Raw genomic sequence first — 25,737 nt, 5'->3', positions numbered from 1 at the left:
GGGAATTTTTTAAATATTTTAAGAATGTGAATAACAGGAGGAAAAATGAAAATAACGATTGAATGGAACTATAAGCCGGCGAAATCAAGCCATACAATACGATTTGTCTCCGATTCCCTCTCTCTGAAAGAGGCTATTCGTACAGCACTGGATATTGAACGGACAGGAAGACTTGGCACGATTATGTTTATAGACGAAAATGGTACATACTGGTCGAAAAAAGAGCTTCAAAAATTGGCTGCTGAAAAGGAAACAGTGCCAATGAACGTCGTTTGTTACTTTGACGGAGGCTATAAGAAAGATGATGGAAAGTCGGGGCAGGGAGCTGTCATCTATTATGAACAAAACGAAAAGAGATACCGCTATAGAGTTAATGCTTCACTGGAGCAGATTGATTCCAACAATGAATCGGAATATGCGGCGCTCTGGCTACTTGTAAACGAGCTTGAACAACTTGGCGTTCATCATTCTACCGTTACGATCAAGGGAGATTCCATGGTCGTTATCCATCAAATGACTGACGAATGGCCCTGTTACGAACAAGAATTGCAAAGATGGATGGATAAAATTGAAGCAAAGCTTAAGAAACTGGGGTTGACCCCGATTTTTGAATTAATCCCGAGAAATGAAAATAAAGAAGCCGATTTTCTCGCGACGCAGGCACTTAGCAACATTTCAATCGAAGCAAAAAAGGAAATGATTGATTAATAATACTTTAAATTGATACAATTCTAAGTATGAAATGAAGATTCGCAAGATTGGATGGATGGAAAGTGCATCATAATTCATTGGAAGACTATTTAATGTTTCTTGCATCAAAGGGTATCAAATTAAAGGACAGTGAGAAAGCGTTTGTTGAATTCGGCAAATATTTAACGGATGCGGACGATTCGCTCGTAACAGTTGCCATTGAATATACATTGAAAGTACAACGCGAATTTGATGGGAGTTATTACATTGCGCTTTTGGAAGCATTTAAGCAGCATAAGATCACGAATAAAAAAAGTGCCCTCCGTTATTGTAGAAACTTGTTTGAAAACAAAATCGGTGAACCAGTTTTAAAGTAAAAAAGAAGCGAAATCTCGCTTCTTTTTTAACGCAATGCTTCATTTATTTGTTGTTCGCACTGGCTGATTAATTCGCCGCAATGCGCTAAAAACATGTTATCTACACCAGTAGCATTGCCTATGGCATTTTGATATTGATGCTTTGCGTCATTTAATGCCCGTTTAGCATCGTTTAGCTGGTCATGATCCATGCTCATCGTCGCCTGCCCGATCATCCGTTCGGCAGCCTTGATCGACATTTTGACTTGCATAAGATCATTATAAGGTTCTCCCATGTTTTTCACCCTCCTTTTTCCCTTTTTAGTTTATGTACAATGTGATGATTTATCCAGAGACCGGGAAGGGAAAAACGGTTGCTTCATCCAATATTTTAAAGGGATTATAATTCTTCTGAAGGTCGTGGACCGGCGTCTTTTCCTTCAGAAGTAACCGTCATGACCGGACGAATGGTCACATCTCCATCGACAAGCACCTGGCATGATAATCGAATGTTTTGGTCAATCAGCCCTGCGGATTCAAGCTTCGCTTTTTCCTTTTCATTCATTTCTCCAAAGTCACCTTCTAATACTTCGATCCGGCATGTTGTGCATTTTGCATTCCCGCCGCAGCGATGAAGAATATCCACTCCGTTGTCTTCTAAAGCGGTAACAAGTTTTCTGCCTTTTTCAATTTGAAATTCACCAAATCCTTCAACCGTAATTGTAGCCATTCATTTTACCTCCAAACATTTAAATTTTTAATGATTTTGCTTTATTCAACAGTATAAACTAAAAAAGAGAAAGTTCGCCACTTTTTGAAAGCGGTTTAATTGGCTGTTTGCCCAATTTTTATGTAAAATAATAGCGGTGATTGTATTCTTGCTAAAGGGAGTTACTGACATGATTGAAAAAATTAAATATAAATCGGATATTGAAATTGCCCACGAAACGAAAATGGTCCGCATTGAAGAAATCGTCAAGCAACTTCACATTGAAGAAGAGGATTGGGAACCGTACGGACGATATAAAGCAAAACTATCTTTAAGCCTAATTGAAAAATTAAAAACAAAAAAAGATGGAAAAATCATTTTAGTCACTTCCATTAATCCAACACCGGCAGGAGAAGGGAAATCCACGGTTACGGTTGGACTTGGCCAGGCTCTTAATCGAATTGGCAAAAAAGCCATCATTGCCTTGAGGGAACCTTCCCTTGGGCCAAGTATGGGAATGAAAGGAGGGGCAGCGGGAGGCGGATATTCCCAGGTGATGCCAATGGAGGATATTAACCTTCATTTTACAGGTGACATTCATGCGATAACTACCGCGAATAACGCCCTGGCTGCCCTTATTGACAACCATATTCATCAAGGGAATGAATTAAATATCGATCCGCGCCGTATCGTCTGGAAACGAGTGATGGACATGAACGATAGAGCTTTAAGAAACATCATCGTTGGCCTTGGTGGCCCGGTGCAGGGTGTGCCGCGTGAAGATGGCTTCGATATAACGGTTGCCTCAGAAGTGATGGCGATTTTTTGCCTGGCAAACGATGTGAACGACTTGAAAAAGCGGTTGTCTAGAATGGTTGTCGCATATGATTACAATAAAAAGCCGGTGACTGTCGGCGATTTAAAAGTAGAAGGGGCATTAACTTTGCTTTTAAAAGATGCATTAAGGCCAAATCTTGTTCAAACATTAGAAAATACACCCGCCATCATTCACGGCGGCCCCTTTGCTAACATTGCGCATGGTTGCAATAGTGTATTAGCGACAAAAATAGCAGCAAAACTTGGTGATTATGTCGTAACAGAAGCTGGATTTGGAGCCGATTTAGGTGCCGAGAAATTTTTAAATATTAAGGCGCGCGCTGCAAATATTAAGCCGAGCGCGGTCGTCATTGTGGCGACCGTCAGAGCGTTGAAAATGCATGGCGGCGTGCCAAAAGATAAACTGCAAGATGAAAATGTAGCCGCCCTCGCATCGGGAATGGCTAATATAGAAAAACATATTGAAACGATTAAGGCATTCGGACTTCCTTTCGTTGTTGCCATTAACCATTTTGTTCACGATTTTGAAAGCGAGATCGAGTATATCGAAAAATGGTGTCGTGATCGCAATATTCCGGTAGAAATGGCGGATGTCTGGTTAAAAGGAGGCGAAGGGGGAGAGGCTCTTGCCCGCAAAGTAATTGAAGTAATTGAAACTGGAAAGAATGAGTATAAACCACTTTATACTCTTGACATGTCTCTTGAAGAAAAAATTATAACGATAGCCGAAAAAGTATATGGAGCTAGCGGTGTCCAATTTTCACCAAAGGCAATATCCCAATTAAAACAGTTTGATGATGAAGGATGGGGACTGCTGCCGGTATGTATGGCGAAAACACAATATTCTTTGTCGGATGATCCGAAGAAAATCGGTCGTCCAAAAGATTTTGTCATTACCATTCGAGAGCTGAAAGCATCAATTGGCGCGGGCTTTATTGTCGCTTTAACCGGTGATGTCATGACGATGCCGGGCTTGCCGAAAAAGCCTGCGGCATTAAATATGGATGTTACGGACGATGGGAATGCCATCGGTTTATTTTAATATGCTGACCTCTTTGGTATAATGATTTTACGGAGGGGATTTAAATGCGCCCAAATCAAATTTCAGCTGAAACGGCCATTAAGCTTTCGGAAAAATTAAAGGTGCCGATTGAAGAAATAATGCATATGCCGCAGCACATTCTTGTACAAAAAATGATGGAAGCGGCTAAAGAGGAAGAAAAAAACGACAAATAAGAATGATAAGCCTACTTCATCACGTAAGTAGGTTTATCCTTTTCCGCGTTTATTACATACTAAATATGAACGACTGATGAGAGGAAGGAAGATGATAGTGAATAAGCAATTACGGGCTGGAGAAATCCATAAACTAAAAGTAGAGCGTATAACCGAATTTGGCTATTTTTTGTCAAACGGACAGGAAGATGTGCTATTACATAAACGTGAGGCTTTAAGGGAACTTTTAGAAGGCGAAGAAATTGAAGTTTTCCTGTACCAGGATCACGAAGGCCGGCTTGCTGCAACGATGGCAAATCCTAAAGTGCGGCTTGATTCTCTCGCCTGGCTAAAAGTCGTCGGATCGAGGCGCAATCTTGGGGTTTTTCTGGATATGGGAATCAGTAAAGATGTTCTGTTGTCAAAGGATGATCTTCCGCACAAATTTAGCCAATGGCCAGAAATTGGGGATGAATTATATTGTGGATTGAAATTGGATAAAAAAGGCCGGCTATTTGCTGATTTGGCGACGGAAGAAGAAATGGTTGAACAAGCAGTGAGCGCAGATGAAGATAGTTTTAACGAAATGACGAAAGGGAGAGTTTATCGCTTAAATGAATATGGCGCTCTTGTTTTTACTGAGAAAGAATGGATCGGATTCATTCATCATGAAGAAATGACGAAAACCTTGAGGCTTGGGGAATTGGTTGATTGCAGGGTAGCCTTTGTCCGCGAAGACGGCAGGGTTAACCTTTCGATGAGACCAAGAAAAGAACATGCATATAATGAAGATGCAGAGAAAATTTATCAATATTTAAAAGAGCATAAAGGCTATATGCCTTATACGGACAAGTCCGATCCAGAAGAAATTAAACAGGTGTTTAATATTAGTAAAGCAGCGTTTAAAAGGGCGCTTGGAAAACTAATGAAGGAAAATAAAATTGTGCAAGAAGATGGGCAGACCATTTTAAAAATATAAAAACAAACACGTGCCGGTAACATGGTACGTGTTTGTTTTTTGCTGGAAAAATAAACTACTTGTATACTTTAGTTTGCTAATGTACTATTGTGATAGCGAATTAATTAAACTATGTAATTTTTGTTTGTACATCTGGGAGGATACATCATGAAAGAAAAAAGGCTCGGACTCTGGGTCCTTACTGCACTTGTTGTCGGAAACATGGTCGGTTCCGGAATTTTTATGCTGCCTCGCTCGCTTGCGGAAGTGGCAAGCCCCGCGGGAGTCCTTGGGGCATGGCTCATTACCGGAATTGGCGTACTCTTGACGGCATTAGTTTTTGGAAATTTAAGCATTCGAAAGCCGTCACTCAATGGTGGCCCGCAAAATTATGCACTCGCTTTATTTAAGCCAAATACGGAACGTTCCCTACTTTTGGGCTACCTTGTCAGTTGGGGATATTGGGTGGCTAATTTCGCAGGGAATGTGGCAATCATTACAACATTTGCTAGTTATCTATCTACTTTTTTCCCGATATTGACGAGCCAAAGGCGTCTATTTTCAATTGGAAGTGCCGCTATTACGGAGGGAGGATTTATAACATTTCTTGTTTGCAGTATGCTTTTATGGGGAATGCATTATATTATTTTACGAGGAGTAAGCGGTGCCGGGAAATTGAACCTTGCCGCAACGGCAGCTAAAGTACTTGGCTTTGCTCTATTTATTGTCTTATGTTTATTTGCTTTTCAATCTAGCCACCTAACGCCATTTGCCGAAGGACGAATCGATCAAGCGTCAGGTCATACGATTGGACTTGTTGGCCAGATCAATCATGCCGCGGTTGCGACTTTATGGGCATTTATCGGGATTGAATCGGCCGTTGTATTTTCAACACGGGCAAAAAAACAAAGTGATGTGAAAAAGGCAACAATATTTGGTCTTATTTTAGCGCTTATTCTTTACATTAGTATCACATTTCTCGTCATGGGCACACTTTCGAAGAAAGAGCTGCTTGCTTCACAAAAGCCGCTTGTCGATGCACTTTCGACGGTCATCGGCCCTTCAGGGAGTTACATTATGGCTTTACTTGGAATGGTCTCTCTTTTAGGCGCGACAATCGGCTGGATTTTGCTTTCTTCTGAAGTTCCTTATCAGGCGGCAAAACGGAAAATGTTCTTACCGTCTTTTGCAAAAGAAAATGGCAGAGGAACCCCTGTATTTTCATTAACGATGACAAATATTTTTACGCAATTATTTATTTTTTCAGTTGTTTCCCATTCAATGGCAGATGCTTATAATTTTGTCATTTTTGTCGCAACGCTTGCGTTTTTAGTGCCTTATGTATTTGCATGCTTGTATCAAGTCAAACTTGTCTTCAGCGGTGAAACCTATGAAAATAGATTCAGTCGCGCCCGTTTTGTGGATGGGGTCATTTCGATTGCGGCAACGATTTATTCGGCCTGGGTGATTAAAGCCGGGACAGCCGATTTAAAAACATTCTTGTTCGGGATCGGTATGCTGGCTTGCGGGATTATCTTTTATCCGATCGTCAGGAAATCAACCCGAAAATAAACTAATAACAAACACCGGAGGGAAAAATTCCTCCGGTGTTTGTTATTTTTTAATTCCGATCCCCGTATTGGCCCTGACAAGTATTTCATCAAATTTCTTTTCATCGATTTCTTTTGAAGAAAGAATCGTTCCAAGAAAGGCCCCAATAAATCCTAACGGGATGGAAATGATGCCGGGGTTGGCCAATGGGAAGATCGGATCCCCGACAAAAATAGCACTCCCCGGAACTGGTGACCAGACGCTCGGGCTGATTGCCACTAGAAGTAAAGAACTGAACAGCCCAATAAGCATTCCTGTTACGGCTCCTGTAGTATTGAAACGTTTCCAAAAAATTGTGAGCAAAATGATTGGCAAATTGGCGCTGGCGGCAACAGCAAAGGCTAAGCTGACAAGGAAAGCCACATTTAATTTTTGCGCAAAAAGCGACAATAAAATAGATAGAACGGCAACGCCTACCGAAGCCCATCTCGCCGCCTTCATTTGTTCCTTTTCAGTTGCATTTCCGCGGCGAAGAATTTGTCCATAAAAATCGTGTGCAAATGCGGATGCAGCGGATAATACGAGACCGGCGACGACCGCAAGAATCGTAGCAAAAGCAACGGCGGAAATAAATGCAAATAAAAAGTCGCCGCCAAGTGACTCGGCAAGTAATGGGGCTGCCATATTACCGGCAGGATTTGCCTTAACAATGTTCTCAGTTCCGACAAAAGCGGCGGCTCCAAAGCCAAGAAAAACGGTTAATATATAAAAAAGTCCAATGATCCACGTTGCGTGTACGACCGATTTTCTTGCAGTAGGGGCATCTTTTACCGTAAAGAAACGAATAAGTATATGAGGAAGCCCGGCTGTTCCAAGGACGAGAGCAAGGTTGAGAGAAATCGTATCAAGAGGAACTTTATATTTGTTGCCCGGGTTAAGAAACATTTCCCCAAGAGGAGTCGCCGTTTTCATATGGGTAAACATCGACGTGATATTAAAGTCGAATTTGGCAAACACCATAATTGAAATAAGAAAGGTTCCTGCCATCAGCAGAACGGCCTTAACGATTTGCACCCAGCTTGTAGCCATCATCCCGCCAAATACGACGTAAACCGTCATTAAAACACCGACGATGAGCACAGATGACGTATATGACAATCCTAATAAAAGCTTTATTAAGGCGCCAGCACCGACAAGTTGGGCAATCATATAAAAAATAGAAATCGTCATCGTATTTAATGCCGCAACCCCGCGTACTTTTTTATCGTTAAAACGGGCAGCAATCATATCGGCCATCGTATATTTTCCAAGGTTTCTGAGAGGCTCTGCAACGAGATAAAGAACGACTAAATAGGCAACAAGGAAGCCGATCGAGTAAAAGAAACCGTCGAATCCGGTTAAGGCAATCGAACCGGCAATCCCTAGAAAAGATGCAGCAGACATGTAATCACCGGCAATTGCCAATCCATTTTGCCAACCCGTCAATCCGCCATTTGCGGTATAAAATTCACTCGTCGTGTTAGTGCGTTTGGCGGCAAAATACGTAATGACTAATGTTAAAGCAACGATAATGAGAAACAGGATAAACGCAGTCGTGTTCATCTACCCCAACTCCTCTTCACGTTTAATTTCATCAACGATTGAATCAAACCTGGCAGCTTTTTTTGAATAAAAAATGCATAAAGCCCATGTCATCACAAATTGGGCAAAGGCGAAAATCCAGGCCCATGTAATGTCACCAAGCGCGTTTGTGTTTAATACCGTGGAGTAAGAAGTCATGACAGGCAAGGCAAAGTAGAATACGAAGAAGAAGATCGTCATTGGCAAAATGAAGTTTTTCTTTGAGCGAAGAAGTGTTTTAAATAAAGAAGATGAGGCAATTTTAGAATAATTTACTTCTTTGTCCGAGAAGTTCTTTTCGGATAACATCCAATTCCCCCCCTGATTCATTCATGTATTGAAAGAAAAAAGTCCATTCACCTCACATTCTGGTATTGTTAGAATCTTTCCACTATTATTATATTTCATCAGTTAAGCGTTAGTCTATCTTTTTTGTCCATCATCAGGTAGTGTATACTATTTAAAAATGACAAAATACCGATGGGGGAGAATACGAGTGAAAGCATTGATTGTGATTGATTATACGAATGATTTTGTTGCAAATGACGGGAAACTGACGTGTGGTGCTGTCGGGCAATCGATAGAAAAAAGAATGGTCGAGATCACCCGTGAATTTATTCAAAATGGCGAGTTTGTTGTACTTGCGGTGGATGTTCACGAAGAAGGAGATCCTTATCATCCAGAAACCAATTTGTTTCCACCACATAATATCAGGGGAACGAAAGGGCGAGAGATGTATGGCGATCTTGGCTGTTTACTCGAAGGATTGAATGAGTCTGAACGATCAAAGGTGTACTGGATGGATAAAACAAGATACAGTGCGTTTGCCGGCACAGATCTCGAACTTGTGCTTCGGGAGCGAAATGTTTCAGAGGTCCATCTTATCGGTGTATGTACAGATATTTGTGTTTTGCATACTGCGGTAGATGCTTACAATAAAGGATTTAAACTATTTATTCACGAAGATGCCGTGCAAAGCTTCAATCCGATTGGCCATGAATGGGCGCTTCAACATTTTCAAACAGCGCTTGGCGCAACCATTCTTTTGAACAATTCGCCAAAACTTCAAAGTTTCAATGATGCATGAAATTCGATATAATGAAATGAATCAAGGAATTCAGGAGGCTCTACAAAATGAACATGAATGCATATGAAGAATATATGAAGCAAATTACACAACCAATGAGAGATGAATTAACAAATGCCGGATTTAAACAGTTAACGACAGCGGAAGAAGTCGATGAATTTATGGAGCAGGTAAGCGGAACGACGCTTGTTTTTGTGAACTCGGTTTGCGGTTGCGCAGCCGGGCTGGCAAGACCGTCCGCCATCCATTCGCTCTCTCATTCTGTTAAACCGGATCACATTGTAACAGTATTCGCTGGCCAGGATAAAGAAGCGACAGCAAGAATGAGAGATTATTTTGAAGGCTATCCGCCATCCTCTCCTTCAATGGCCCTATTAAAAGGCACTGAAGTTGTCCACTTCATCCATCGCCATGAAATCGAAGACCATAGTGCGGAAGAAATTGTTGCGAACTTAATCAATGCGTATAACGAATATTGTAAGTAAGAAAAAGGCGGAGAAATCCGCCTTTTTCTTACTTAATTACAGCACACCTCCCCTTTACGTCCTCCAAAGCCACAACAGCTGCAGCCGATGATGATCAACAGGATGAAAAGGACGACAATTAAGGCAAATCCAGGTCCGAACCCACCGCCATAACCGCCATATCCGCCATATCCGTACATCGGCACACACGTCATAACCGGCGGGGCGCAACTAATGTGTTTAGCAATCGGTGCATTGATTGGCGCATTGATTGGAGCATTAAGCGGGGCATTGATTGGTTTATTGAGTGGCGCATTCATAGGAGCATTCATTGGAACGTTCATTGGTTTATTCATTGGCATATTTATATTAGGCGGCATGTTCATGTTCGGCGGCATGTTCATGTTCGGTGGCATGTTCATTGGGCGGTTTTGGTGGTTCGTGATTGGCATATGTTTTTTATTTTCCATTTCTGTCCCTCCAATATTGAAATAACTATAGGTAAACGTCTCCATATAACTTATGTACATCTATCACGATTGGAAACGGACAGATGCGGAAGTTTTTAGAAATGAAAAAAAGCACTCATGAGAATGCTTTTTTTATCACAGCCACTTCACTTTAGGTTCCGTTTTGTTATAAATCCTGACGATATTGCTTCGATGCTTGTAGATAAGGAAAATGGCAACTAAAAAGATGAAGATCCTTAATGTCCAATCATCGACAAAGATCGTGTAAATGACGCCGCAAACACCCGTGACCATGGATGAAAGGGAGACATATTTCGAAATGTATAGCGTAATGAAAAAGATAAGGATGACGATAATAAACATGATCGGGTCAGCACATAATAAAGTGCCCCCAGAAGTGGCAACCGATTTTCCTCCTTTAAATTTTGCGAAAATCGGATAAGAATGTCCAATAATTGCCGGGATCCCCGCAAGCAAAGGATGAAATTGGTCAGAAACATGAAAAAAATAGGGCAGGGAAGCGGCCAGTGTCCCTTTTAATAAATCTGAAATTGTCACGATTAACCCGGCTTTGACGCCGAGTGTCCGAAACGTGTTAGTTCCCCCTAAATTTCCGCTGCCATGTTCTCTGATGTCAACCCCATACCCCCATTTGCCAACGACTAAAGCAAACGGCACAGAACCTATAAGATAAGATAATATGATAATAAGTGCAATGAGCAAAAAGATAGCCTCCTTTATACATGTGTGCCTTATAACTTCATTATATAATTGATTTTTTGATTCGAATAGATGTAAAATCGGCTAATGGCATATAAGGTTTATCGGTAACTCATTTGAGTTATGGTATACGTAGATAGAATAGGAGATGAGGAAAATGATCGTAACTACTGCAGGAAAGTATGATGCCCCACTGGTTGAAAAAGCAAAAAAAATCGCAAATGAGCTTTCCTCTCCGTTTATTTCACGAAAAAATCAGTCGTTAGTTTCTTTGCAAAAAAATTATGAAGATCATGTATTAATGGTCGGAAAAGAAAAGCTAACACTTCATCCATTAGGAAATCAAGACCCGCTTTTTTTTCATCCAAATTCATCGATGTTTCGTGTTAAACGACTCTTAAGGGGGGAAGATGATCCGTTTGTACTGGCGGCCTCTTTAAAAAAAGGGAAATCCGTTTTAGACTGTACGTTAGGACTCGCTTCTGATGCCATTGTCGCAAGTTTAGCCGTCGGTAAAGAGGGGAAAGTAGTAGGTATAGAAGCGAATTTTGCGATAGGCTATATTGTTAAGGCCGGGCTCGAGACGTGGGAAAGTGGTAGTAAGGAAATGGATGCGGCGATGAGGAGAATTACCGTCGTATCGATGGATCACCTTCAGCTTTTAAAAGAATTGGACAAAAACAGCTATGATGTCGTGTACTTCGATCCAATGTTTGAAGAAACGATTGCCTCCCCGGGAATGGCCGGATTAAAAACGATGGCCGTTTATACACCGCTCTCATCTGAAGTCATTGAAGAAGCGAAAAGGGTAGCAAAAGAGCGCGTTGTATTAAAGGACCATTATAAAAGTAAAAGATTTGAGCAATTTGGTTTTACGCAAATCAAGCGACTCTCTGCCAAATTTCATTACGGGACAATTGAACTCACCTAACAAAAAGGAAGCCTTTCAGATAGAAAGATGCTTCCTTTTTTGAGAATTATCTCTTTACCACATCCGTGTTCATGGCCCATTCTTTAATTTCATAGTCCCGTGCACCGTTTAAGACGTATGGATCATTTTTCGCTAAATTGGTGGCGGTTTCTAAATCGTCGGCTTGATAAATAACAAGACCACCCGAACCGTCGACAAAGCGGCCGTATGTAAATATATGCCCTTTTTCCGTCAATTCTTCAAGGTAACGCAAATGGCTTTCCCTATAATCGGCGCTTTTTTTCTCGTCTAACATTGGTAATTGTACGGCAAAATATTTCATCTGAAATCTCCTCCTGTTCATGTTTATTATCATCTGAAATGTAAAAAAAGAAAAGAGGTGGCAAAGTTTTTTGAAAAATAGAAATATTCCCTAATGTCATGGTATAATATATATAAAGTAAATAAATATTGGAGTGTTGTTGCATCTGCCTCGTACCAAAATCTTTTTCTATTAAGTTCATTTAATAGAAAAGATAGATTATTTTTTCAGGACAAGTATAATTCCAAAAAAACTGAATAATAATGGTACAAAAGCGGAAAAATAAAGGAGAGTGTTCTCTATGAAAAACATGATTAGCATCAATTTGTATAAAAGAAAAGATCAACAATTCAGCAAGGATGATAGACTTATGCTTTTCATGACCAAATTCCATTTGAAATCAAAGCATGAAAAATGGCACACTCTTCGAATATTACTGCGCCGTCATTCCTGTCATTTGGTCGAACAAATATTGATCAGTTCTGAATATAGACGCGATTTTCCTGAACTGCTTGAAGATGAAGTGATACGTAATTTTTATCTAGATTTAAAGCAGCCGAAAAAAGAAATGATGAGAGCACAAGGGTAAAACAAGTTCTTTTGGAGACGTAAGAACTTGTTTTTTCTTTTTCAATTTCAATTCAAAATTGGTATAATAAAATAAAACATGTATTTACTTACATCAAAGGAGGGTACATCTCAGGTTGTTTATGAAATACTTTGCCCTTGAAGAAGCGAATCAACTCTTACCTGTAATCACAAAGGAGTTAGAAGCACTTCAAAAATTACAAAAAGCGTTTAATTCGTTTGTGGATGAGCTTGAACGGATGCAAAATTCCACCAATCCTCCGACTGAAGAATTTTTTATGATTGAAAGCAAGTTGGAATTATTGGAAATGGAAGCGCAATCTTACATACATAAAATTCAATCGTTCGGTGTGCAATTAAGGGATATTCAATTTGGGCTCGTAGATTTTCCAGCCATTATCAATAATGAAGAGGTTCTGTTGCGATGGAGACAAGGGGATCCGTCGATTACTAAGTACCACCGAATACATAATGGCTTGATTAGTGAAAAATCCTTGAAAAACTAAAGGATAATAAAAAATCCTTGCAATTAATTTGAAAATCCGTTATGATATTATTCGTGACGGTAAGTGCGCCTATAGTGAAATGGATATCACACGAGATTTCGGCTCTCGTATTCTGGGTTCGAATCCTGGTGGGCGCGCCATCAAATTCATTCAATTGGATATTGAATATTACAAGATGCCACAGGGTATACTACCGGTGGTTTTTTCTATGGTTTAAGAAGTTGTTCAAAAAGCCCGGGGGATTTCATCCTCCTTTTTGAACCGTATGTCATGTGAGGATAAGGTTTATTTAACCCTCAAAAAATTCAACGTTGCAGGTTGGTGATTAAGATGAAAAAAGAAATGCCTTATCGAATTTTATTGTACTATAAGTATGTTCCAATTGATGATCCGGAAAACTTTGCAAAAGAACATTTGAAGTATTGCAAGGAGCTTGGGGTTCTTGGAAGGATTCTCGTCTCGGAAGAAGGATTAAATGGAACAATTTCAGGAACAGTTGAACAAACAAACAAATATATGGAGGATTTGCGAAAAGATCCGCGCTTTTCGGACATTGAATTTAAAATAGACGAGTCTGAAAAGCATGCCTTTAAAAAGATATTTGTTCGCCCGAAAAAAGAAATCGTAACCTGGCGTTTGGAAGAAGACGTCAAGCCATATGAATTAACGGGAAAACGATTAAGTCCAAAAGAATTTTATGAAGCTTTGCAAGATGAAGATACAGTCGTTGTCGATGTAAGAAATGATTATGAATATGAAATCGGACATTTCCGCGGTGCCCTACGCCCTGACGTAAAAGCGTCAAGGGAATTCCCGGAATGGGTTCGGAAAAACTTAGATCAATATAAAGACAAAAAAATCATCACCTATTGTACGGGCGGGGTGCGCTGTGAAAAATTCACGGGATTTTTACTGAAAGAAGGATTTAAAGATGTTGGCCAGCTTCACGGCGGCATTGTTTCGTACGGTAAAGATCCGGAAGTAAAAGGCCAGCTCTGGGAAGGAAAATGTTACGTTTTTGATGAACGAATTTCAGTTCCGATTAACCAGGTAGAAGATGTTGTTATTGCGAAATGTTATTATTGCGGTAAACCGGAAGATCGTTATGTAAACTGTGCGAATCCGGAATGCAACCGCCAGCATGTTTGCTGCGTTGAGTGCGAAGAGAAATATAAACGGTCATGTTCAGATGAATGTCGGGAACATCCGAGAAACCGTTACGAGTTGGAAAAGAAAATGGAAAGTGCACAAAAGTAAATTGTTGAGACAGCCAGCAGCTTTATTGCTGGCTTTTTTTCATTTTGGGAATAAGTTTGCCGGCATCGAGATAAAAGGCCGGGAAATAACGAATAAACCTCGATTATAACAGACTGGCCGATTGATTAGTACAGATTCTCGAGTATAACAGCCGGTGTTACACACTATAACAGATGAGGTGTGTGGATAACTGCCGCCTTCAGGGGATAACTTAATCGTATTTTGCGGTGTATAAATATACAAGGGTGTATCTTTTATACCGTACCCCGGTATTTGAGTTTTGTCACATCCATTGAAGAGAAAAAATTTCACGTTCATCCCTTTAACGATTCGTCAAAAGTGGTATGATGTATACTGGAAAGGGTTTTAAAATGGTGTGTAAAGAAAGGATAAAAGTAAAATGGCTTTAGAAATCGGGCAGTATGTAACAGCGATGTATAAGACGGGTAAATATATTGGCGAAATCGTACAGATTAGAGAAAATAAAGCGTTAATCAACATTTTAGCTGTTTTAAAACATCCGATGCAGGGTGATCTTCACCACCCTAAACAGGCGGACGTCCCTTTTTTCCAGCAGCGGAAAGCGCTGGCCTTTACGGAAAAAACATGGGCGCCGATACATACGGTAAAACCATATTCGGGGGAAGTTCCCGATTATACATCTTCATTAAAAGCGGCGCTTGAAACAGAGCTCAAGAAGTTAAGTGAAGAGAATAGCGAATGGGCAAAACGGAGTATCCATGAGCTTGAACAATTAAAAAAAGATTACCATATTTAATGAAAGAATGAAGTGAAAGGATGATCAAAATGAACGACTTACAACAAAAAATCATTGATGCCCTTCATGTGAAACCCGAAATCGATCCGAAAAATGAAATAAAAAATCGCATTCAGTTTATGAAAGATTATTTAAAAAAGACGGGTATGAAAGGCTTTGTTCTTGGTATAAGCGGCGGACAGGATTCAAGCCTGGCAGGCAGGCTTGCCCAGCTTGCTGTTGAAAGCTTGCGTAAAGAAACGGGTGAGGACTATCAGTTTATCGCTGTCAGGTTGCCTTATGGCGTTCAAAAAGATGAAGAAGATGCAAAGCGGGCACTTCGTTTTATCCGTCCGGATCGTACGATTACCGTTAATATTAAAAAGGCTGTTGATGCGTCCGTTTACTCTTTTGAAGAAGCGACTGGCATGAAGCTGTCAGATTTTCTTAAGGGAAATGAAAAAGCAAGAGAGAGAATGAAAGTTCAATATGACATTGCTGGCGCTTATCAGTTGCTTGTGATCGGGACGGATCATGCGGCAGAGGCAGTTACCGGATTTTATACGAAACATGGTGACGGCGCATGCGATCTTGTACCGTTATTTGGACTTACTAAACGGCAGGGTAAAGCGTTATTAAAGGAACTTGGCGCAGATGAAAAAATTTATATGAAAATTCCTACCGCTGATTTGGAAGACGAAAAACCGCTTTTGCCTGATGAACATGCGCTCGGCGTAACATATGAAGAAATTGATGATTATTTAGAAGGAAAAGAAATCAATGACGATGCGCGAAAAAAACTAGAGAAGCGCTACATAATGACCGAACATAAACGCCAGCTGCCGACCTCCATTTTCGATGATTGGTGGAAACAGTAATTTTAAACTTTGTTGCCATATAATAAAAGAGGAGCCGGTTAACCTTGAGTAAAACTGCAAAAATTGTCATTATCGGAACGTTTCTATTTCTCGTTTATTTTGTTTCTTCGACCATTACGCGAGAAAATGCAAGAAAAGCTGATATTAGCGGGATTCATGATTACTTTAAAAAAGACTTTAAAATTGAAGATGAGTTAAAAGGCCAATATGATCATAATTTTATTGTGAAGGTCGGGAACGAGACGTATGAAGTCGTTCTTAAAAAGAATAAAGTAGTCTCGGCGAAAAAAGTTGCCGATGAAAATAGGAAGGAATAAAGCCTTTCTTTTTTCATCGAATCATTTTCCAGGGGGGAGAAACATGCAAGAATATGTTTTATATAATGATGCAGTGATCAATCGGGAAAATGCCGCGATCGATATGGAGGATCGAGGGTATTTATTCGGGGATGGCATTTATGAAGTCATGTTTGTATACAATGGCCGTCCTTTTGCTGTACAGGAACACTTTACCCGTTTTCAAAACAGCGCCCGTAAGCTTGAAATGAATCAGCCATTTACGAATGGTCAATTTGCCGAACTAATAAACGAATTAATTGAGAAGAATAATATAATAAATGGAATTGTCTATATTCAAATGACAAGGGGAAAAGGTCCGAGAAATCATCTATATGAACGGGATGCAGAGGCGATCGTGACAGGTTTCGCAAGAGAAATGAACCCGCCAAAAGAAGCGCAGGTAAAGGGGATTCGCGCCCTTTTAACGGAAGATATTCGCTGGCTTCGATGTGATATCAAAAGTTTAAATTTGCTCGGCAATACGATGGCTAAACGAAAAGCTGCCGATTACAGCTGCTCGGAAGCTTTAATGCACCGTGACGGGATTTGTACGGAGGGATCTTCATCCAACCTTTTTATTGTCAAAAATAATGTCTTGCAAACACACCCGGCAAATCACTATATTTTAAACGGAATTACAAGACAATTTGTATTGGACATCGTAAAAGAACTAAAACTCAACGTGCGTGAAGAAGCGTTCACAATAGAGGAATTAGCCGGAGCTGATGAAGTATTCATTACGAGCACAACGATGGAAATTACACCTGTCGTCTCCATTGAGGGGGACATAGCTAGTGAATATAAAATTGGTAAAGTCACCAGGTTATTGCAAGAAAAATTGAAAGAAAAAATCGGCGCACTTTGTCACATGAAGTAGAAATAAAAGAGAACCTCATAAAATAAAAGAGGTTCTCTTTTAAAAGATTTTAAAAAGGGAAGCGATGGAGCCGATTTGCTTGGCCACTCCAATTGCAGTATTCAAATTATTGAATGTTTTTCCGAAATCAAATTGCCCGTTTGGCGTATAAAAGAGTTGTTTGAATGGACCCGGGTTTTGCCCGCCTCCCATCGGATAATAGGGGGGTGCTCCGAGTGGGAATTGATTCGGATATTGAGGATGTCCCTGGCTGGCGTTCGCATATGGATTGAAATAAGGCATTTGTGTTTGATTCATGTTTGGGTAGGAAGGATTCATTTGACCTAAGCCATTCATTCCATTTTTCTGAAAAGGATCATAACCGCCAAACGGAAAAAAACGATCAGACGATTGAACATGATTTGAATGCATAGAGCGTGTTCACCTCGATTTTCTGCATAGTTATTTATATGCATTAACCACTTGAAGCGTATAGACAAGATAATTAAAAAACCCTTGAAGATTTCTTCAAGGGTTACTTCTATAAAAATAAATTAAGTACCTGATAGATTCCTGCGGCGATTAATGCAGAAATAGGAAGGGTGATAATCCAGGTCATAACAATTTTTCTAGCTACTCCCCATTTAACCCCTTTAACCCGCTTCGCCGAGCCTACGCCCATAATCGCAGTAGAAATAACATGTGTCGTACTGACGGGCAAGTGCAAAGCAGTGAACGTGAAAATGATAAGGGCAGACGAAAGGTCAGCTGCTGCTCCATTTACTGGCTGCAATTTTGTTATTTTTCCGCCAACGGTTTTAATGATTTTCCATCCACCGATTGATGTTCCGATCCCCATTGCGGTTGCGGCACCTAAACGAACCCAGTCAGGTACATCACTGCCGGCTTCTAAGAATTTGCCAGAAATAAGGGCCAGCGTAATGATCCCCATCGCTTTTTGCGCATCATTCGTCCCATGAGAGAATGATTGCAAAGCAGCAGTGAAAATTTGGAACGTGCGAAATCCTCGATTCGTCTTTGAAAGATTTGCGTTTTTAAAAATCAATGCAAAGATGGTCATCATAATAAAGCCGACGGCCAGGGCGATAAAAGGTGAAAGAATTAACGCCTCTATAATTTTAATAAATCCGCTGTATTGAATGGCGTGAAAACCGGCGGCTGAAATGGCTGCCCCGGCAATCGCGCCGATAATCGCATGGGAAGAACTGCTTGGGATCCCATAATACCATGTAATCAAGTTCCAGGCGATCGCCGCAATAAGCGCGGAAAGCACGACAACGAGCCCGTTATGAATCGTGAAAGGGTCAACGATGTCTTTGCTGACGGTCTTGGCAACCCCCGTAAACGTCAGGGCACCAATAAAGTTCATGCTGGCAGCTAATACGATAGCAACTTTCGGCGAAAGTGCTTTAGTGGAAACAGACGTGGCTATTGCATTAGCCGTATCATGAAACCCGTTGATGAAATCAAATGCAAAGGCGAAAATAACGATCAATACGATAATGAAAAGCGTCATATCCATAGCTGAATACTCCTTTAGGCATTGCGCATGATGATGGTTTCGAGAGTGTCAGCAACGTCTTCCGTGCTATCGGATATTGCTTCTAACGTTTCGTAAATTTCCTTAAATTGCATGATTTTAATCGGATCTTTTTCGTTCGTGAACAAGCTCTTAATGCATTCGCGCAATAATTCGTCACAGACAGATTCTAAATAATTGATTTTAATCGCATGCGGGCGAATGTCCATCAATTTCTTTTTGTTTAACAATTTCGTTGATTGAGCGACTTCGACCGAAGCTTCTAGTATATAGTTTGCAAATTTCACCATATAGTCATCAGGTTTCGTAATGGAATACATTTCAAAACGGGAAGCACATGATTCCATTCCATCCAAAATGTCATCCATTTTATTTGCCAGTTCCAATATATCTTCTCTTTCAAGTGGGGTAATAAACGTTTTATTTAGATTTACTATTAATTCGTGGATGTACTTGTCTCCTTTTGATTCATATTCCTTCATTTTCTTCGCAAATTCGGTTAAATCGGATTCGCAGCTTATTTTACAATCGACAAAATACTGCGCGGATTCCTGGACATTATCGGCAATATTCGACAGTAAGTCCAAAAATAAATCTTTTTTTGAAGAAAAAATCATGTACAAAACCCTCCAATTATCAAGAAAAAGATTAGAAAAATTTGACTTCCGGCAAACCATGTTTGCGAAAGCCGTCAGTTTTTGCAAACCAATGGTATTATACCGTTAATGAGAAAAAAGATAAACAAGTTTTGAAAATAAACTATAAAGTATTCATTTTTCAGTATATCCAAACCCATAAAAAGTAAAAAAAGCAGCTGATTAAGCCGCCTTAAAAATGGTCGGGATGACAGGATTTGAACCTGCGACCTCATGCACCCCATGCATGCGCGCTACCAAGCTACGCCACATCCCGATTCAATTTTTTATTCCATTTTTAATATAAATGAAAAAAGCGAAAAAGACAAATATCGTGATTCAACTTTAATCAACATTTTTATATTTCCGATAATAATGGCTTAACGTTAGTAATGGAAAAATGTAACTGTAACTATGATAGATCATATAAAATATGCCTGGAAGCCCTTCGCCTGTTGGATAATGGGTTTTTTCATACGTATAGTTCTCTTTATTTAACAGGAAATCAATTCCGCATTCGATCGCTTCTGTCGGGTATGGATGGACGGAAATTAAAGCATCAAGCGCCCATGCGGTTTGCACGACGGTGCTATACGATAAGGGAATGTATTTTTTATAGATGTCACTTTCGCATGATTCCCCCCATCCGCCATCAAGTCTTTGGATAGCTGTCAGCCATTTGATCCCTTTTTGGATGGATGGATCCTGAATGGGTGTGCCCGCTGCTCTGAGGCCGGTAATGGCCCCCCATGTTCCGTAAATAAAGCAAATTCCCCAACGGCCATACCAGGAGCCGTCTTTTTTTTGCATTTTCTTTAACCATTGAACAGCCGATTTTACAATCGGGTGATCGAGCTTCATATCTTCATAATTCCCTAAAAACTCCAGCGTTCTCCCGGTTAAATCAGGCATGGACGGATCGGTAAGCGTATCTTCAGCATTTTCGATCGGGAGGCGGGAGAGCCATTTTTTGTCTGTATTTTTTTCGAACGCCGCCCATCCTCCATCCCGATTTTGCATCGATAATAACCAATGCAACCCTTTTTTATAGGAACGTTTCACTTTGCTGCTATAGGGTGAATATCTTTTTAACGTCCTAAGTGCCGCCTGCGTATCATCAATATCCGGATGCATCGAATTACTTTCGGAAAATCCCCATCCACCTGGAAGCGCATGGCGGTTATGAATGATCCAATCGCCCGGTTTTGTCTGTTGTTTTTTTAATAAATAGAGCAACGTCTTTTTCATTTGCGGGTGAGAAGGTGATATGCCGCTTGAGAGCAACGCATAATTGACGAGAGAGGTGTCCCAGATCGTTGACGGGGAATTTTGAATATGAATATGGCCATTTATCTTGCATTGTAATGAAATCAATCCTTCAATGGCACGAACGATGGTTGGTGAATCTTTTTCATATCCGATGGCGGCAAGTCCGTAAACCATGAGGAAGGTGGAAGTGGCATAACTTAACAGCGTCCCATCGCTTTCAATGCGATCCAATATATAATCTTCCGCAAGACGATCAGTAGATGTTAATGGCCGGTTGGCTTTCATTTGCCATTTAGGGCCAGGATAATGATCTTGTAAATCTTCCCATAATGTACTTGGTTTGTGATTAACGTTTAAATGAGACAGGTCTGGCGTCCACCGGTTAATCATTGTAAATTTGCGATGAATTCCGAGCATGACCGGTGCAAAGTGAGCCCGGGCATAACTGGTGAAATCATAGAAATTCAGCGGGCTGCCTTTGGGCAAGCTGAAAAGAATAGTCGGATTGATTGGAACGTCCGGCCATGGATAAAGGCCGTTGAAGCAAAAGAAAACACGAGTCAAGAGACCCGATTTTTTTATGCCGCCATTTTCTCTAATAAATCTCTCCGCTTTCTTTAACATGGGGGAATGAGGTTGTACATAACCGGAGTAAAGAAGGGCTGTATAAGCTTCAAGTGTTGCAGATAAATTGCCTGTTTTTTCATCCGGATACGCTTTCCACGTCCCATCGCGTTCTTGTTTGGATAAAATGCGAGATACAAGTCGTTTTATTAAGGTTTCATCTTTCCATTCAAACATGCGCATTACAATAATCATGTACGCATCTGTTAATATGACATTTTCAAAACAAAATCTCCATGACCCGTCTTCAGATTGTAAGCGAAGAAGCTCCGTACATCGGCGCTCTATTTCTTTTTTTACCTTATTTAACCGATTCATACACGTCGCCCTTTCACTGCGATTTCCCGAACGATTCTCTCCTTTTATGAAATATGCAGGAACTTGCGGAAAGGTTCATTGAAAAGAAAACACCCGGCAATATTTTGCCGGGGATGGGGAGCACTAATAGGAAGATGATGTTGTTTACAGTATGAAATGAAAGTGGGAATAATATGCAAAAGACGGCCCTCCTCTATTCAAAGGAGGGGGGTTCGTTAAATAACTTGCTGAAGCTCGATGTCCTTCTTTTGTACGCGGGCAAGGCGGACGGAAAGGCAGACCGCACCAAAGGCGAGACCGGAAATTAAGCCGATCCAATAGCCGAATGCGCCAAATGAAGTGAATTTAGCAAGGACAATACCGCTTGGAAGGCCGATGATCCAATAAGAAACGAAAGCTAAAATAAATGTAATGTTCACATCTTTATAGCCTCTCAGCGCTCCCTGGATCGGGGCGGCAACCGCATCTGAGAGTTGGAAGAAAATCGCATAAATTAAAAAGTGTTTGGTCAATTGAAGAACGTGGCTGTCATTCGTATAGATGGACGCCACTTGCTCGTTGAAGATGAATAAACCAATTGCACACAGCATCCCCATTATGACCGCTATCGAGATTCCTAAATAACTGTACGTTTTTGCGTCTTTCAATCGCTTTGCCCCGACCTCAAAGCCGACCGCAATGGTGAGGGCCATGGCGATACTAAGCGGAACCATGTACAAGAACGAGGCAAAGTTAAGCGCTGATTGGTGTGCCGCAATCGTGGCTGTATCGAACTCGCTCATAAGCAATGTAACGGCTGCAAATATGCTCGTTTCGAAGAAAATCGAAAATCCGATCGGAACACCGATTTTTAATTGCTCTTTCCATGCAGCAAAAGAAACGCCGTACAACCGTTTGAATATGTGATAATCCGCAAATGGCTTCATGCGGTGAATCACAAAGACCGCAATGAAAACGATACACCAATATGTGATCGCAGATGCGTAACCGGCACCGACCCCTCCGAGGCGGGGAAAGCCGAATTTACCGAAAATCAACAAATAATTTAGTCCGACATTGATTGGCAGGGCACAAAGTGTAATCATCATCGATACGCGGGTTTGCCCTAATGCATCAATGAAGCAGCGCAAAACATTGTACACAAAAAGCGGTATTATGCCGATGAAAATGGCGATTAAAAAACGGCGGGCAACATCGCGCACGTGACTTTCCAAATCCATATGATCAAGGATCGGGTCCAATAAAAAAATGCCACAAACAATAATAACGATGGAAAGAAAGACAGCGAGCAATATGCCCTGGATAACTTTAAACGGCACTTTGTCTTTCTCTTTTGCGCCGGCAAGCTGCGAAATGATCGGTGTTAAAGCAAGCAATATGCCGCTTAATCCGGTGTTGACAGGAGTCCATATACTGACGCCGATCGCCACACCCGCCAAATCATCCGGACTGACATGCCCGGCCATCGTTGTATCAAAGAAACTCATCGCATACAACGCTAATTGCGTGACTAGAATTGGAAGTAAAATAATTAGCAATTGCCTTAGTTTTTGCCGAACAGAAGATGTTTGATTCATTGCTTTCAATCCTCATTTGTGTGTAATATAAAAGCTCAATAAAAGGATAGTAACATACATTTATGACAAAATATAAGATTTTTGCTTCAATTTAGTATAAAATTCAGATTTATAAATCCAGCTAAACGAGCATTTTCACTAAAATAAAGTTTTTCTATTTTAAAATTTATTAGAATGTTATATCATAGAAACTGTTCGATTCTATCAATACAGTGAAAACCGAATAATTGCATTTAAGAGTGCCCGGGATGAACTTCCAGGGATAATAGGGAAATCGGTGAGAATCCGATGCAGCCCCCGCTACTGTAAGCGCTGATGAAATTGTCGATGCCACTGGCTCTAATCGCCGGGAAGGGACAAAAGTAAGATGATGCGCAAAGCCAGGAGACCTGCTTTTAAATGTTGTTTCATTTGCTTTTCGGAGGGAGGAGTAAAATGGCGGTAGACTACTAGTTTAGTCATTTTTTCTGCTATGCATGTTAGCACCTCCAGCTTCCAAAAGCTTGAGGTGCTTTTTATTTTTAAAAGACTAGCTGCAGTTGAAGGTGAAAAATAGTAAAGAGGTGGCCCTATGACGACCTGGAATTTAACAGGAACTGAGCATCATGTTTTGATTTGTAATGGATCGAGCTGTATGAGGAAAGGGGGAGAAGAGGTGACACAAGCGGTGCGCGATGAGATCGCATCGCTTGGCATCGACTCGAAAATTCATACGACAAGAACGCGTTGCAATGGGAGATGCAAAGATGCGTGCGTCGTTATCGTTTACCCGCAAGGCGCATGGTTAAACGGTATGACACCGGAGAGAGGGAGAGAAATGGTCCGAAAGCTGGCGGAAGATGAACTTAAGTGTTTGCAGCCATTTACAACTTACGAATTTAGACGCGGGGCAATGGCGCCAGTCGACAACAACGTAACGTTCGCTGGCATTTCAAAAACGTAAAAAAGATGGTGAACAACAAAGGAGGGATGCAAATGGAACAAAAAGGAAAACTGTTCATCGTCGGATTCGGTCCCGGCCATTTTGAACATATTACAGCACGGGCAAAAGAGGCGCTACAAGAAAGCGATATGATTATCGGTTACAAAACGTACGTGGAATTAATTCAAGGGCTGATTGACGATCAAGAAATTGTAAGCACTGGAATGACGGAAGAAGTATCAAGAGCCCAGGAAGCGGTCAAACAGGCCGAAAGAGGGAGGAAAGTCGCCGTCATTTCAAGCGGGGATGCAGGCGTATACGGCATGGCCGGACTCGTTTTTGAAGTGTTGATCGAAAAAGGGTGGAAAGAGGAGACGGGTGTAGCGGTTGAAATCATTCCGGGAATATCGGCCATCAACTCATGCGCTTCATTGCTCGGGGCTCCCGTTATGCATGACGCCTGCACGATTAGCTTAAGTGACCATTTAACCCCGTGGAGTCTGATCGAAAAACGGGTCGAGGCAGCAGCCCAGGCCGATTTTGTCATCGCTTTATACAATCCGAAAAGCGGGCGCAGAACGCGGCAAATTGTTGAAACACAAAAAATTTTATTAAAATACCGTGATCCAAAGACGCCGGTAGGGCTTGTGAAAAGCGCCTATCGCGAGCGGCAGCAAGTCGTTATCACGAACCTGGAAGAAATGCTTGATCATGACATCGGCATGTTGACGACGGTCATTATCGGCAATTCTTCGACGTTTCTTTACGATGGAAAAATGATCACGCCAAGGGGTTATCAAAGAAAATATACGCTAAATAGCGAGAAGCAACGGCTGAAGCCGCACCAGCGTTTATCTAGGGAAGCAGAGCCATGGGCACTATCACAGGAAGACGAAACTGGCGAGTCGCAAACAGGCAATGAACGAAAAGAAAGCACGATGGCTGCCCTTTTGCCCCCGAAATCAAAAACGGATGCAAATGACTCTTTGGAATTGGCTCTTGAAGCGTTAGGCATGGTTGATAAAGAAGAACGAAGCGCTGAAAAATCCTTCATAACGGCCGGGCAGCCAATCGAGTCCATTTTTGAATTGGCGGTGAGCCCGGGGGTCGCGAATAAGCGGTTTACACCGGAGCAAATGATCACTCTTGCGGAAGTTGTTGGATCAAACGGAAGCATGGAATATACGCCAAATCACCAGATCGTCTTGCGCATTCCGACAACAGATCCAGATATGGTAACAGAGAAGTTGCATTCTGCCGGCTTCCTTCTAATGCCGATCGGCGATGTGCTTACGGTGAAGGCTTGCGATTTTTGCGATGGGGAAAAGGCGGAATCGATTCCATATGCCGAGGAGCTTCAAGAACGGCTTGGAGGAATGGCGCTTCCGAAAGAAATGAACATCGGTTTTAACGGGTGCGGCATGGCATGCTATAAAGCGGTTATGGAAGATATCGGGATCGTCTATCGGAAAGGAAAGTTTGATTTGTTTTTAGGCGCCAAACCTGCAGGCAGGACGGCTCATCCGGCCCAGCCTGTCGCAGAAGGAATTGAGCCTGATCAATTAGTAGATTTAGTGGCTGACATTATCGAATTCTATCAAGAAAAAGGACATCCGAATGAAAGATTTTACAAGTTTTTCAAACGAGTAAAAGAAATTAAAGGATTCAAGCATCAAGAGATCGTACCAAAAATCAAACTTGAGCCGGCTCCATGCGGAGAGTAGGCTTTTTAGGAGGATAGC

The 25,737-nt window shown here is 41.2% G+C and carries 31 protein-coding genes, 2 tRNA genes and 1 riboswitch; of the genes, 20 read left to right on the top strand and 13 right to left on the bottom strand.

All coding sequences use genetic code 11. The annotated features are described in order from the left end of the window. The first annotated feature begins 45 nt into the window (after positions 1–45). Positions 46–708, top strand: coding sequence for a reverse transcriptase-like protein (locus tag H538_RS0111430; protein WP_026677718.1), 663 nt, complete (start codon positions 46–48; stop codon positions 706–708). A gap of 65 nt (positions 709–773) precedes the next feature. After that, positions 774–1,067, top strand: coding sequence for a DUF6123 family protein (locus H538_RS23685; protein ID WP_026677717.1), 294 nt, complete (start codon positions 774–776; stop codon positions 1,065–1,067). Positions 1,068–1,093: 26 nt separating this feature from the next. On the opposite strand, the gene H538_RS0111420 is transcribed toward H538_RS23685, so the two are convergent. Continuing rightward, on the bottom strand, positions 1,094–1,342 hold the full coding sequence (locus H538_RS0111420; protein ID WP_026677716.1) for a DUF2564 family protein: 249 nt from the start codon (positions 1,340–1,342) through the stop codon (positions 1,094–1,096). 104 nt (positions 1,343–1,446) lie between these two features. Then, positions 1,447–1,776, bottom strand: coding sequence for a 2Fe-2S iron-sulfur cluster-binding protein (locus H538_RS0111415; protein ID WP_026677715.1), 330 nt, complete (start codon positions 1,774–1,776; stop codon positions 1,447–1,449). 169 nt (positions 1,777–1,945) lie between these two features. On the opposite strand from H538_RS0111415, the gene H538_RS0111410 reads away from it, so the two are divergent. The 4 genes from H538_RS0111410 to H538_RS0111395 all read left to right on the top strand — a co-directional run bounded on the left by H538_RS0111410 (position 1,946) and on the right by H538_RS0111395 (position 6,337). Continuing rightward, on the top strand, positions 1,946–3,634 hold the full coding sequence (locus H538_RS0111410; protein WP_026677714.1) for a formate--tetrahydrofolate ligase: 1,689 nt from the start codon (positions 1,946–1,948) through the stop codon (positions 3,632–3,634). 44 nt (positions 3,635–3,678) lie between these two features. Next, positions 3,679–3,828, top strand: coding sequence for a YycC family protein (locus H538_RS25530; protein ID WP_081412638.1), 150 nt, complete (start codon positions 3,679–3,681; stop codon positions 3,826–3,828). Positions 3,829–3,925: 97 nt separating this feature from the next. Beyond that, positions 3,926–4,786 carry a CvfB family protein gene (locus H538_RS0111400; protein ID WP_026677713.1) on the top strand — a complete coding sequence of 287 codons (861 nt, stop codon included), beginning with the start codon at positions 3,926–3,928 and terminating at the stop codon, positions 4,784–4,786. Between the two features lie 147 nt (positions 4,787–4,933). Next, on the top strand, positions 4,934–6,337 hold the full coding sequence (locus tag H538_RS0111395) for an amino acid permease (RefSeq protein WP_026677712.1): 1,404 nt from the start codon (positions 4,934–4,936) through the stop codon (positions 6,335–6,337). A gap of 42 nt (positions 6,338–6,379) precedes the next feature. On the opposite strand, the gene H538_RS0111390 is transcribed toward H538_RS0111395, so the two are convergent. Both H538_RS0111390 and H538_RS0111385 read right to left on the bottom strand, forming a co-directional pair. Then, positions 6,380–7,918 carry a solute symporter family protein gene (locus H538_RS0111390; protein WP_026677711.1) on the bottom strand — a complete coding sequence of 513 codons (1,539 nt, stop codon included), beginning with the start codon at positions 7,916–7,918 and terminating at the stop codon, positions 6,380–6,382. Further along, positions 7,919–8,245 carry a DUF485 domain-containing protein gene (locus H538_RS0111385; RefSeq protein WP_026677710.1) on the bottom strand — a complete coding sequence of 109 codons (327 nt, stop codon included), beginning with the start codon at positions 8,243–8,245 and terminating at the stop codon, positions 7,919–7,921. A gap of 157 nt (positions 8,246–8,402) precedes the next feature. Here H538_RS0111385 and H538_RS0111380 point away from each other — a divergent pair, with 157 nt between their 5' ends. Both H538_RS0111380 and H538_RS0111375 read left to right on the top strand, forming a co-directional pair. After that, positions 8,403–9,023: a cysteine hydrolase family protein gene (locus H538_RS0111380; RefSeq protein ID WP_051291444.1), complete on the top strand. Its 621-nt coding sequence runs from the start codon at positions 8,403–8,405 to the stop codon at positions 9,021–9,023. A 53-nt stretch (positions 9,024–9,076) separates the two neighbouring features. Next, a complete protein-coding gene (locus H538_RS0111375; RefSeq protein ID WP_407636392.1) occupies positions 9,077–9,508 on the top strand; it encodes a BrxA/BrxB family bacilliredoxin in 432 nt (143 codons plus the stop codon). 32 nt (positions 9,509–9,540) lie between these two features. Here the strand turns inward: H538_RS0111375 and H538_RS25525 are convergent, their stop codons facing one another. Beyond that, positions 9,541–9,687, bottom strand: coding sequence for a YjcZ family sporulation protein (locus H538_RS25525; protein ID WP_081412644.1), 147 nt, complete (start codon positions 9,685–9,687; stop codon positions 9,541–9,543). Positions 9,688–9,721: 34 nt separating this feature from the next. Here H538_RS25525 and H538_RS27125 point away from each other — a divergent pair, with 34 nt between their 5' ends. Then, positions 9,722–9,982, top strand: a complete 261-nt coding sequence (locus H538_RS27125; RefSeq protein WP_407636386.1) for a YMGG-like glycine zipper-containing protein — start codon at positions 9,722–9,724, stop codon at positions 9,980–9,982. Between the two features lie 110 nt (positions 9,983–10,092). Here the strand turns inward: H538_RS27125 and plsY are convergent, their stop codons facing one another. Beyond that, complete coding sequence (plsY, locus tag H538_RS0111365; protein WP_026677706.1) at positions 10,093–10,680, bottom strand: glycerol-3-phosphate 1-O-acyltransferase PlsY; 588 nt, start codon at positions 10,678–10,680, stop codon at positions 10,093–10,095. A gap of 154 nt (positions 10,681–10,834) precedes the next feature. Between plsY and H538_RS0111360 the strand changes: the two genes are divergently transcribed. Further along, entirely contained in the window at positions 10,835–11,608 is a 774-nt protein-coding gene (locus H538_RS0111360) for a class I SAM-dependent methyltransferase (protein WP_026677705.1), read from the top strand. A 46-nt stretch (positions 11,609–11,654) separates the two neighbouring features. On the opposite strand, the gene H538_RS0111355 is transcribed toward H538_RS0111360, so the two are convergent. Beyond that, entirely contained in the window at positions 11,655–11,930 is a 276-nt protein-coding gene (locus H538_RS0111355; protein ID WP_026677704.1) for a YciI family protein, read from the bottom strand. Positions 11,931–12,210: 280 nt separating this feature from the next. On the opposite strand from H538_RS0111355, the gene H538_RS0111350 reads away from it, so the two are divergent. From H538_RS0111350 to dat, 8 genes are all read left to right on the top strand, one after another. Beyond that, positions 12,211–12,498: a hypothetical protein gene (locus H538_RS0111350; protein WP_026677703.1), complete on the top strand. Its 288-nt coding sequence runs from the start codon at positions 12,211–12,213 to the stop codon at positions 12,496–12,498. Between the two features lie 121 nt (positions 12,499–12,619). Then, complete coding sequence (locus H538_RS0111345) at positions 12,620–13,003, top strand: DUF2203 domain-containing protein (protein ID WP_026677702.1); 384 nt, start codon at positions 12,620–12,622, stop codon at positions 13,001–13,003. Between the two features lie 65 nt (positions 13,004–13,068). Next, a tRNA-Arg gene (locus H538_RS0111340) sits at positions 13,069–13,143 on the top strand. Positions 13,144–13,333: 190 nt separating this feature from the next. After that, positions 13,334–14,260, top strand: coding sequence for an oxygen-dependent tRNA uridine(34) hydroxylase TrhO (trhO, locus tag H538_RS0111335; protein WP_026677701.1), 927 nt, complete (start codon positions 13,334–13,336; stop codon positions 14,258–14,260). A gap of 400 nt (positions 14,261–14,660) precedes the next feature. After that, a complete protein-coding gene (gene kapB, locus H538_RS0111330) occupies positions 14,661–15,038 on the top strand; it encodes a kinase-associated lipoprotein KapB (protein ID WP_035350636.1) in 378 nt (125 codons plus the stop codon). Positions 15,039–15,067: 29 nt separating this feature from the next. Beyond that, positions 15,068–15,895, top strand: a complete 828-nt coding sequence (gene nadE / locus H538_RS0111325) for an ammonia-dependent NAD(+) synthetase (protein ID WP_026677699.1) — start codon at positions 15,068–15,070, stop codon at positions 15,893–15,895. A 44-nt stretch (positions 15,896–15,939) separates the two neighbouring features. Continuing rightward, positions 15,940–16,212, top strand: a complete 273-nt coding sequence (locus H538_RS0111320; protein WP_026677698.1) for a hypothetical protein — start codon at positions 15,940–15,942, stop codon at positions 16,210–16,212. Positions 16,213–16,255: 43 nt separating this feature from the next. After that, entirely contained in the window at positions 16,256–17,110 is an 855-nt protein-coding gene (gene dat / locus H538_RS0111315; protein ID WP_026677697.1) for a D-amino-acid transaminase, read from the top strand. A 39-nt stretch (positions 17,111–17,149) separates the two neighbouring features. Here the strand turns inward: dat and H538_RS0111310 are convergent, their stop codons facing one another. The 6 genes from H538_RS0111310 to H538_RS0111285 all read right to left on the bottom strand — a co-directional run bounded on the left by H538_RS0111310 (position 17,150) and on the right by H538_RS0111285 (position 23,073). Further along, positions 17,150–17,521, bottom strand: a complete 372-nt coding sequence (locus H538_RS0111310) for a hypothetical protein (protein ID WP_026677696.1) — start codon at positions 17,519–17,521, stop codon at positions 17,150–17,152. A 109-nt stretch (positions 17,522–17,630) separates the two neighbouring features. Next, the gene (locus tag H538_RS0111305) at positions 17,631–18,632 is read right to left on the bottom strand and encodes an inorganic phosphate transporter (RefSeq protein ID WP_026677695.1); all 1,002 of its coding nucleotides are present in this window, start codon (positions 18,630–18,632) and stop codon (positions 17,631–17,633) included. A 14-nt stretch (positions 18,633–18,646) separates the two neighbouring features. Further along, positions 18,647–19,267 (bottom strand): DUF47 domain-containing protein, encoded by a 621-nt coding sequence (locus tag H538_RS0111300; protein WP_026677694.1) that lies wholly within the window; start codon positions 19,265–19,267, stop codon positions 18,647–18,649. 218 nt (positions 19,268–19,485) lie between these two features. Then, positions 19,486–19,562: transfer RNA gene (locus H538_RS0111295), tRNA-Pro, on the bottom strand. Between the two features lie 68 nt (positions 19,563–19,630). Then, positions 19,631–21,496, bottom strand: a complete 1,866-nt coding sequence (locus tag H538_RS0111290; RefSeq protein ID WP_035350633.1) for a terpene cyclase/mutase family protein — start codon at positions 21,494–21,496, stop codon at positions 19,631–19,633. A gap of 215 nt (positions 21,497–21,711) precedes the next feature. Next, complete coding sequence (locus H538_RS0111285; protein ID WP_026677692.1) at positions 21,712–23,073, bottom strand: MATE family efflux transporter; 1,362 nt, start codon at positions 23,071–23,073, stop codon at positions 21,712–21,714. 220 nt (positions 23,074–23,293) lie between these two features. After that, positions 23,294–23,484, top strand: a riboswitch (cobalamin riboswitch). A gap of 160 nt (positions 23,485–23,644) precedes the next feature. On the opposite strand from H538_RS0111285, the gene H538_RS0111280 reads away from it, so the two are divergent. Further along, positions 23,645–24,016 carry a (2Fe-2S) ferredoxin domain-containing protein gene (locus H538_RS0111280; RefSeq protein WP_026677691.1) on the top strand — a complete coding sequence of 124 codons (372 nt, stop codon included), beginning with the start codon at positions 23,645–23,647 and terminating at the stop codon, positions 24,014–24,016. A gap of 32 nt (positions 24,017–24,048) precedes the next feature. Continuing rightward, positions 24,049–25,719 carry a precorrin-3B C(17)-methyltransferase gene (gene cobJ, locus H538_RS0111275; protein WP_026677690.1) on the top strand — a complete coding sequence of 557 codons (1,671 nt, stop codon included), beginning with the start codon at positions 24,049–24,051 and terminating at the stop codon, positions 25,717–25,719. Positions 25,720–25,737: the final 18 nt, after the last annotated feature.

Origin of the sequence: Fictibacillus gelatini DSM 15865 (assembly GCF_000430745.1) — a bacterium.
Taxonomy (GTDB): domain Bacteria; phylum Bacillota; class Bacilli; order Bacillales; family Fictibacillaceae; genus Fictibacillus_A; species Fictibacillus_A gelatini.
This window is presented reverse-complemented; position numbering and strand designations above follow the sequence as displayed.

What these genes read in the sequence shown, in the direction of transcription:
- H538_RS0111280 (WP_026677691.1), top strand. Translation starts at nt 23,645, where the DNA reads ATGACGACCTGGAATTTAACAGGAACTGAGCATCATGTTTTGATTTGT.
- H538_RS0111290 (WP_035350633.1), bottom strand. Translation starts at nt 21,496, where the DNA reads ATGAATCGGTTAAATAAGGTAAAAAAAGAAATAGAGCGCCGATGTACG.
- H538_RS0111300 (WP_026677694.1), bottom strand. Translation starts at nt 19,267, where the DNA reads ATGATTTTTTCTTCAAAAAAAGATTTATTTTTGGACTTACTGTCGAAT.
- H538_RS0111350 (WP_026677703.1), top strand. Translation starts at nt 12,211, where the DNA reads ATGAAAAACATGATTAGCATCAATTTGTATAAAAGAAAAGATCAACAA.
- H538_RS0111415 (WP_026677715.1), bottom strand. Translation starts at nt 1,776, where the DNA reads ATGGCTACAATTACGGTTGAAGGATTTGGTGAATTTCAAATTGAAAAA.
- H538_RS0111360 (WP_026677705.1), top strand. Translation starts at nt 10,835, where the DNA reads ATGATCGTAACTACTGCAGGAAAGTATGATGCCCCACTGGTTGAAAAA.
- nadE (WP_026677699.1), top strand. Translation starts at nt 15,068, where the DNA reads ATGAACGACTTACAACAAAAAATCATTGATGCCCTTCATGTGAAACCC.
- H538_RS0111430 (WP_026677718.1), top strand. Translation starts at nt 46, where the DNA reads ATGAAAATAACGATTGAATGGAACTATAAGCCGGCGAAATCAAGCCAT.
- H538_RS0111380 (WP_051291444.1), top strand. Translation starts at nt 8,403, where the DNA reads ATGACAAAATACCGATGGGGGAGAATACGAGTGAAAGCATTGATTGTG.
- dat (WP_026677697.1), top strand. Translation starts at nt 16,256, where the DNA reads ATGCAAGAATATGTTTTATATAATGATGCAGTGATCAATCGGGAAAAT.
- H538_RS0111385 (WP_026677710.1), bottom strand. Translation starts at nt 8,245, where the DNA reads ATGTTATCCGAAAAGAACTTCTCGGACAAAGAAGTAAATTATTCTAAA.
- H538_RS27125 (WP_407636386.1), top strand. Translation starts at nt 9,722, where the DNA reads ATGTGTTTAGCAATCGGTGCATTGATTGGCGCATTGATTGGAGCATTA.
- H538_RS25525 (WP_081412644.1), bottom strand. Translation starts at nt 9,687, where the DNA reads ATGTACGGATATGGCGGATATGGCGGTTATGGCGGTGGGTTCGGACCT.
- H538_RS0111285 (WP_026677692.1), bottom strand. Translation starts at nt 23,073, where the DNA reads ATGAATCAAACATCTTCTGTTCGGCAAAAACTAAGGCAATTGCTAATT.
- H538_RS0111390 (WP_026677711.1), bottom strand. Translation starts at nt 7,918, where the DNA reads ATGAACACGACTGCGTTTATCCTGTTTCTCATTATCGTTGCTTTAACA.
- H538_RS0111410 (WP_026677714.1), top strand. Translation starts at nt 1,946, where the DNA reads ATGATTGAAAAAATTAAATATAAATCGGATATTGAAATTGCCCACGAA.
- H538_RS0111395 (WP_026677712.1), top strand. Translation starts at nt 4,934, where the DNA reads ATGAAAGAAAAAAGGCTCGGACTCTGGGTCCTTACTGCACTTGTTGTC.
- trhO (WP_026677701.1), top strand. Translation starts at nt 13,334, where the DNA reads ATGAAAAAAGAAATGCCTTATCGAATTTTATTGTACTATAAGTATGTT.
- kapB (WP_035350636.1), top strand. Translation starts at nt 14,661, where the DNA reads ATGGCTTTAGAAATCGGGCAGTATGTAACAGCGATGTATAAGACGGGT.
- H538_RS0111305 (WP_026677695.1), bottom strand. Translation starts at nt 18,632, where the DNA reads ATGGATATGACGCTTTTCATTATCGTATTGATCGTTATTTTCGCCTTT.
- H538_RS0111375 (WP_407636392.1), top strand. Translation starts at nt 9,077, where the DNA reads ATGAATGCATATGAAGAATATATGAAGCAAATTACACAACCAATGAGA.
- H538_RS0111355 (WP_026677704.1), bottom strand. Translation starts at nt 11,930, where the DNA reads ATGAAATATTTTGCCGTACAATTACCAATGTTAGACGAGAAAAAAAGC.
- H538_RS0111345 (WP_026677702.1), top strand. Translation starts at nt 12,620, where the DNA reads ATGAAATACTTTGCCCTTGAAGAAGCGAATCAACTCTTACCTGTAATC.
- H538_RS0111420 (WP_026677716.1), bottom strand. Translation starts at nt 1,342, where the DNA reads ATGGGAGAACCTTATAATGATCTTATGCAAGTCAAAATGTCGATCAAG.
- H538_RS25530 (WP_081412638.1), top strand. Translation starts at nt 3,679, where the DNA reads ATGCGCCCAAATCAAATTTCAGCTGAAACGGCCATTAAGCTTTCGGAA.
- cobJ (WP_026677690.1), top strand. Translation starts at nt 24,049, where the DNA reads ATGGAACAAAAAGGAAAACTGTTCATCGTCGGATTCGGTCCCGGCCAT.
- H538_RS0111310 (WP_026677696.1), bottom strand. Translation starts at nt 17,521, where the DNA reads ATGCATTCAAATCATGTTCAATCGTCTGATCGTTTTTTTCCGTTTGGC.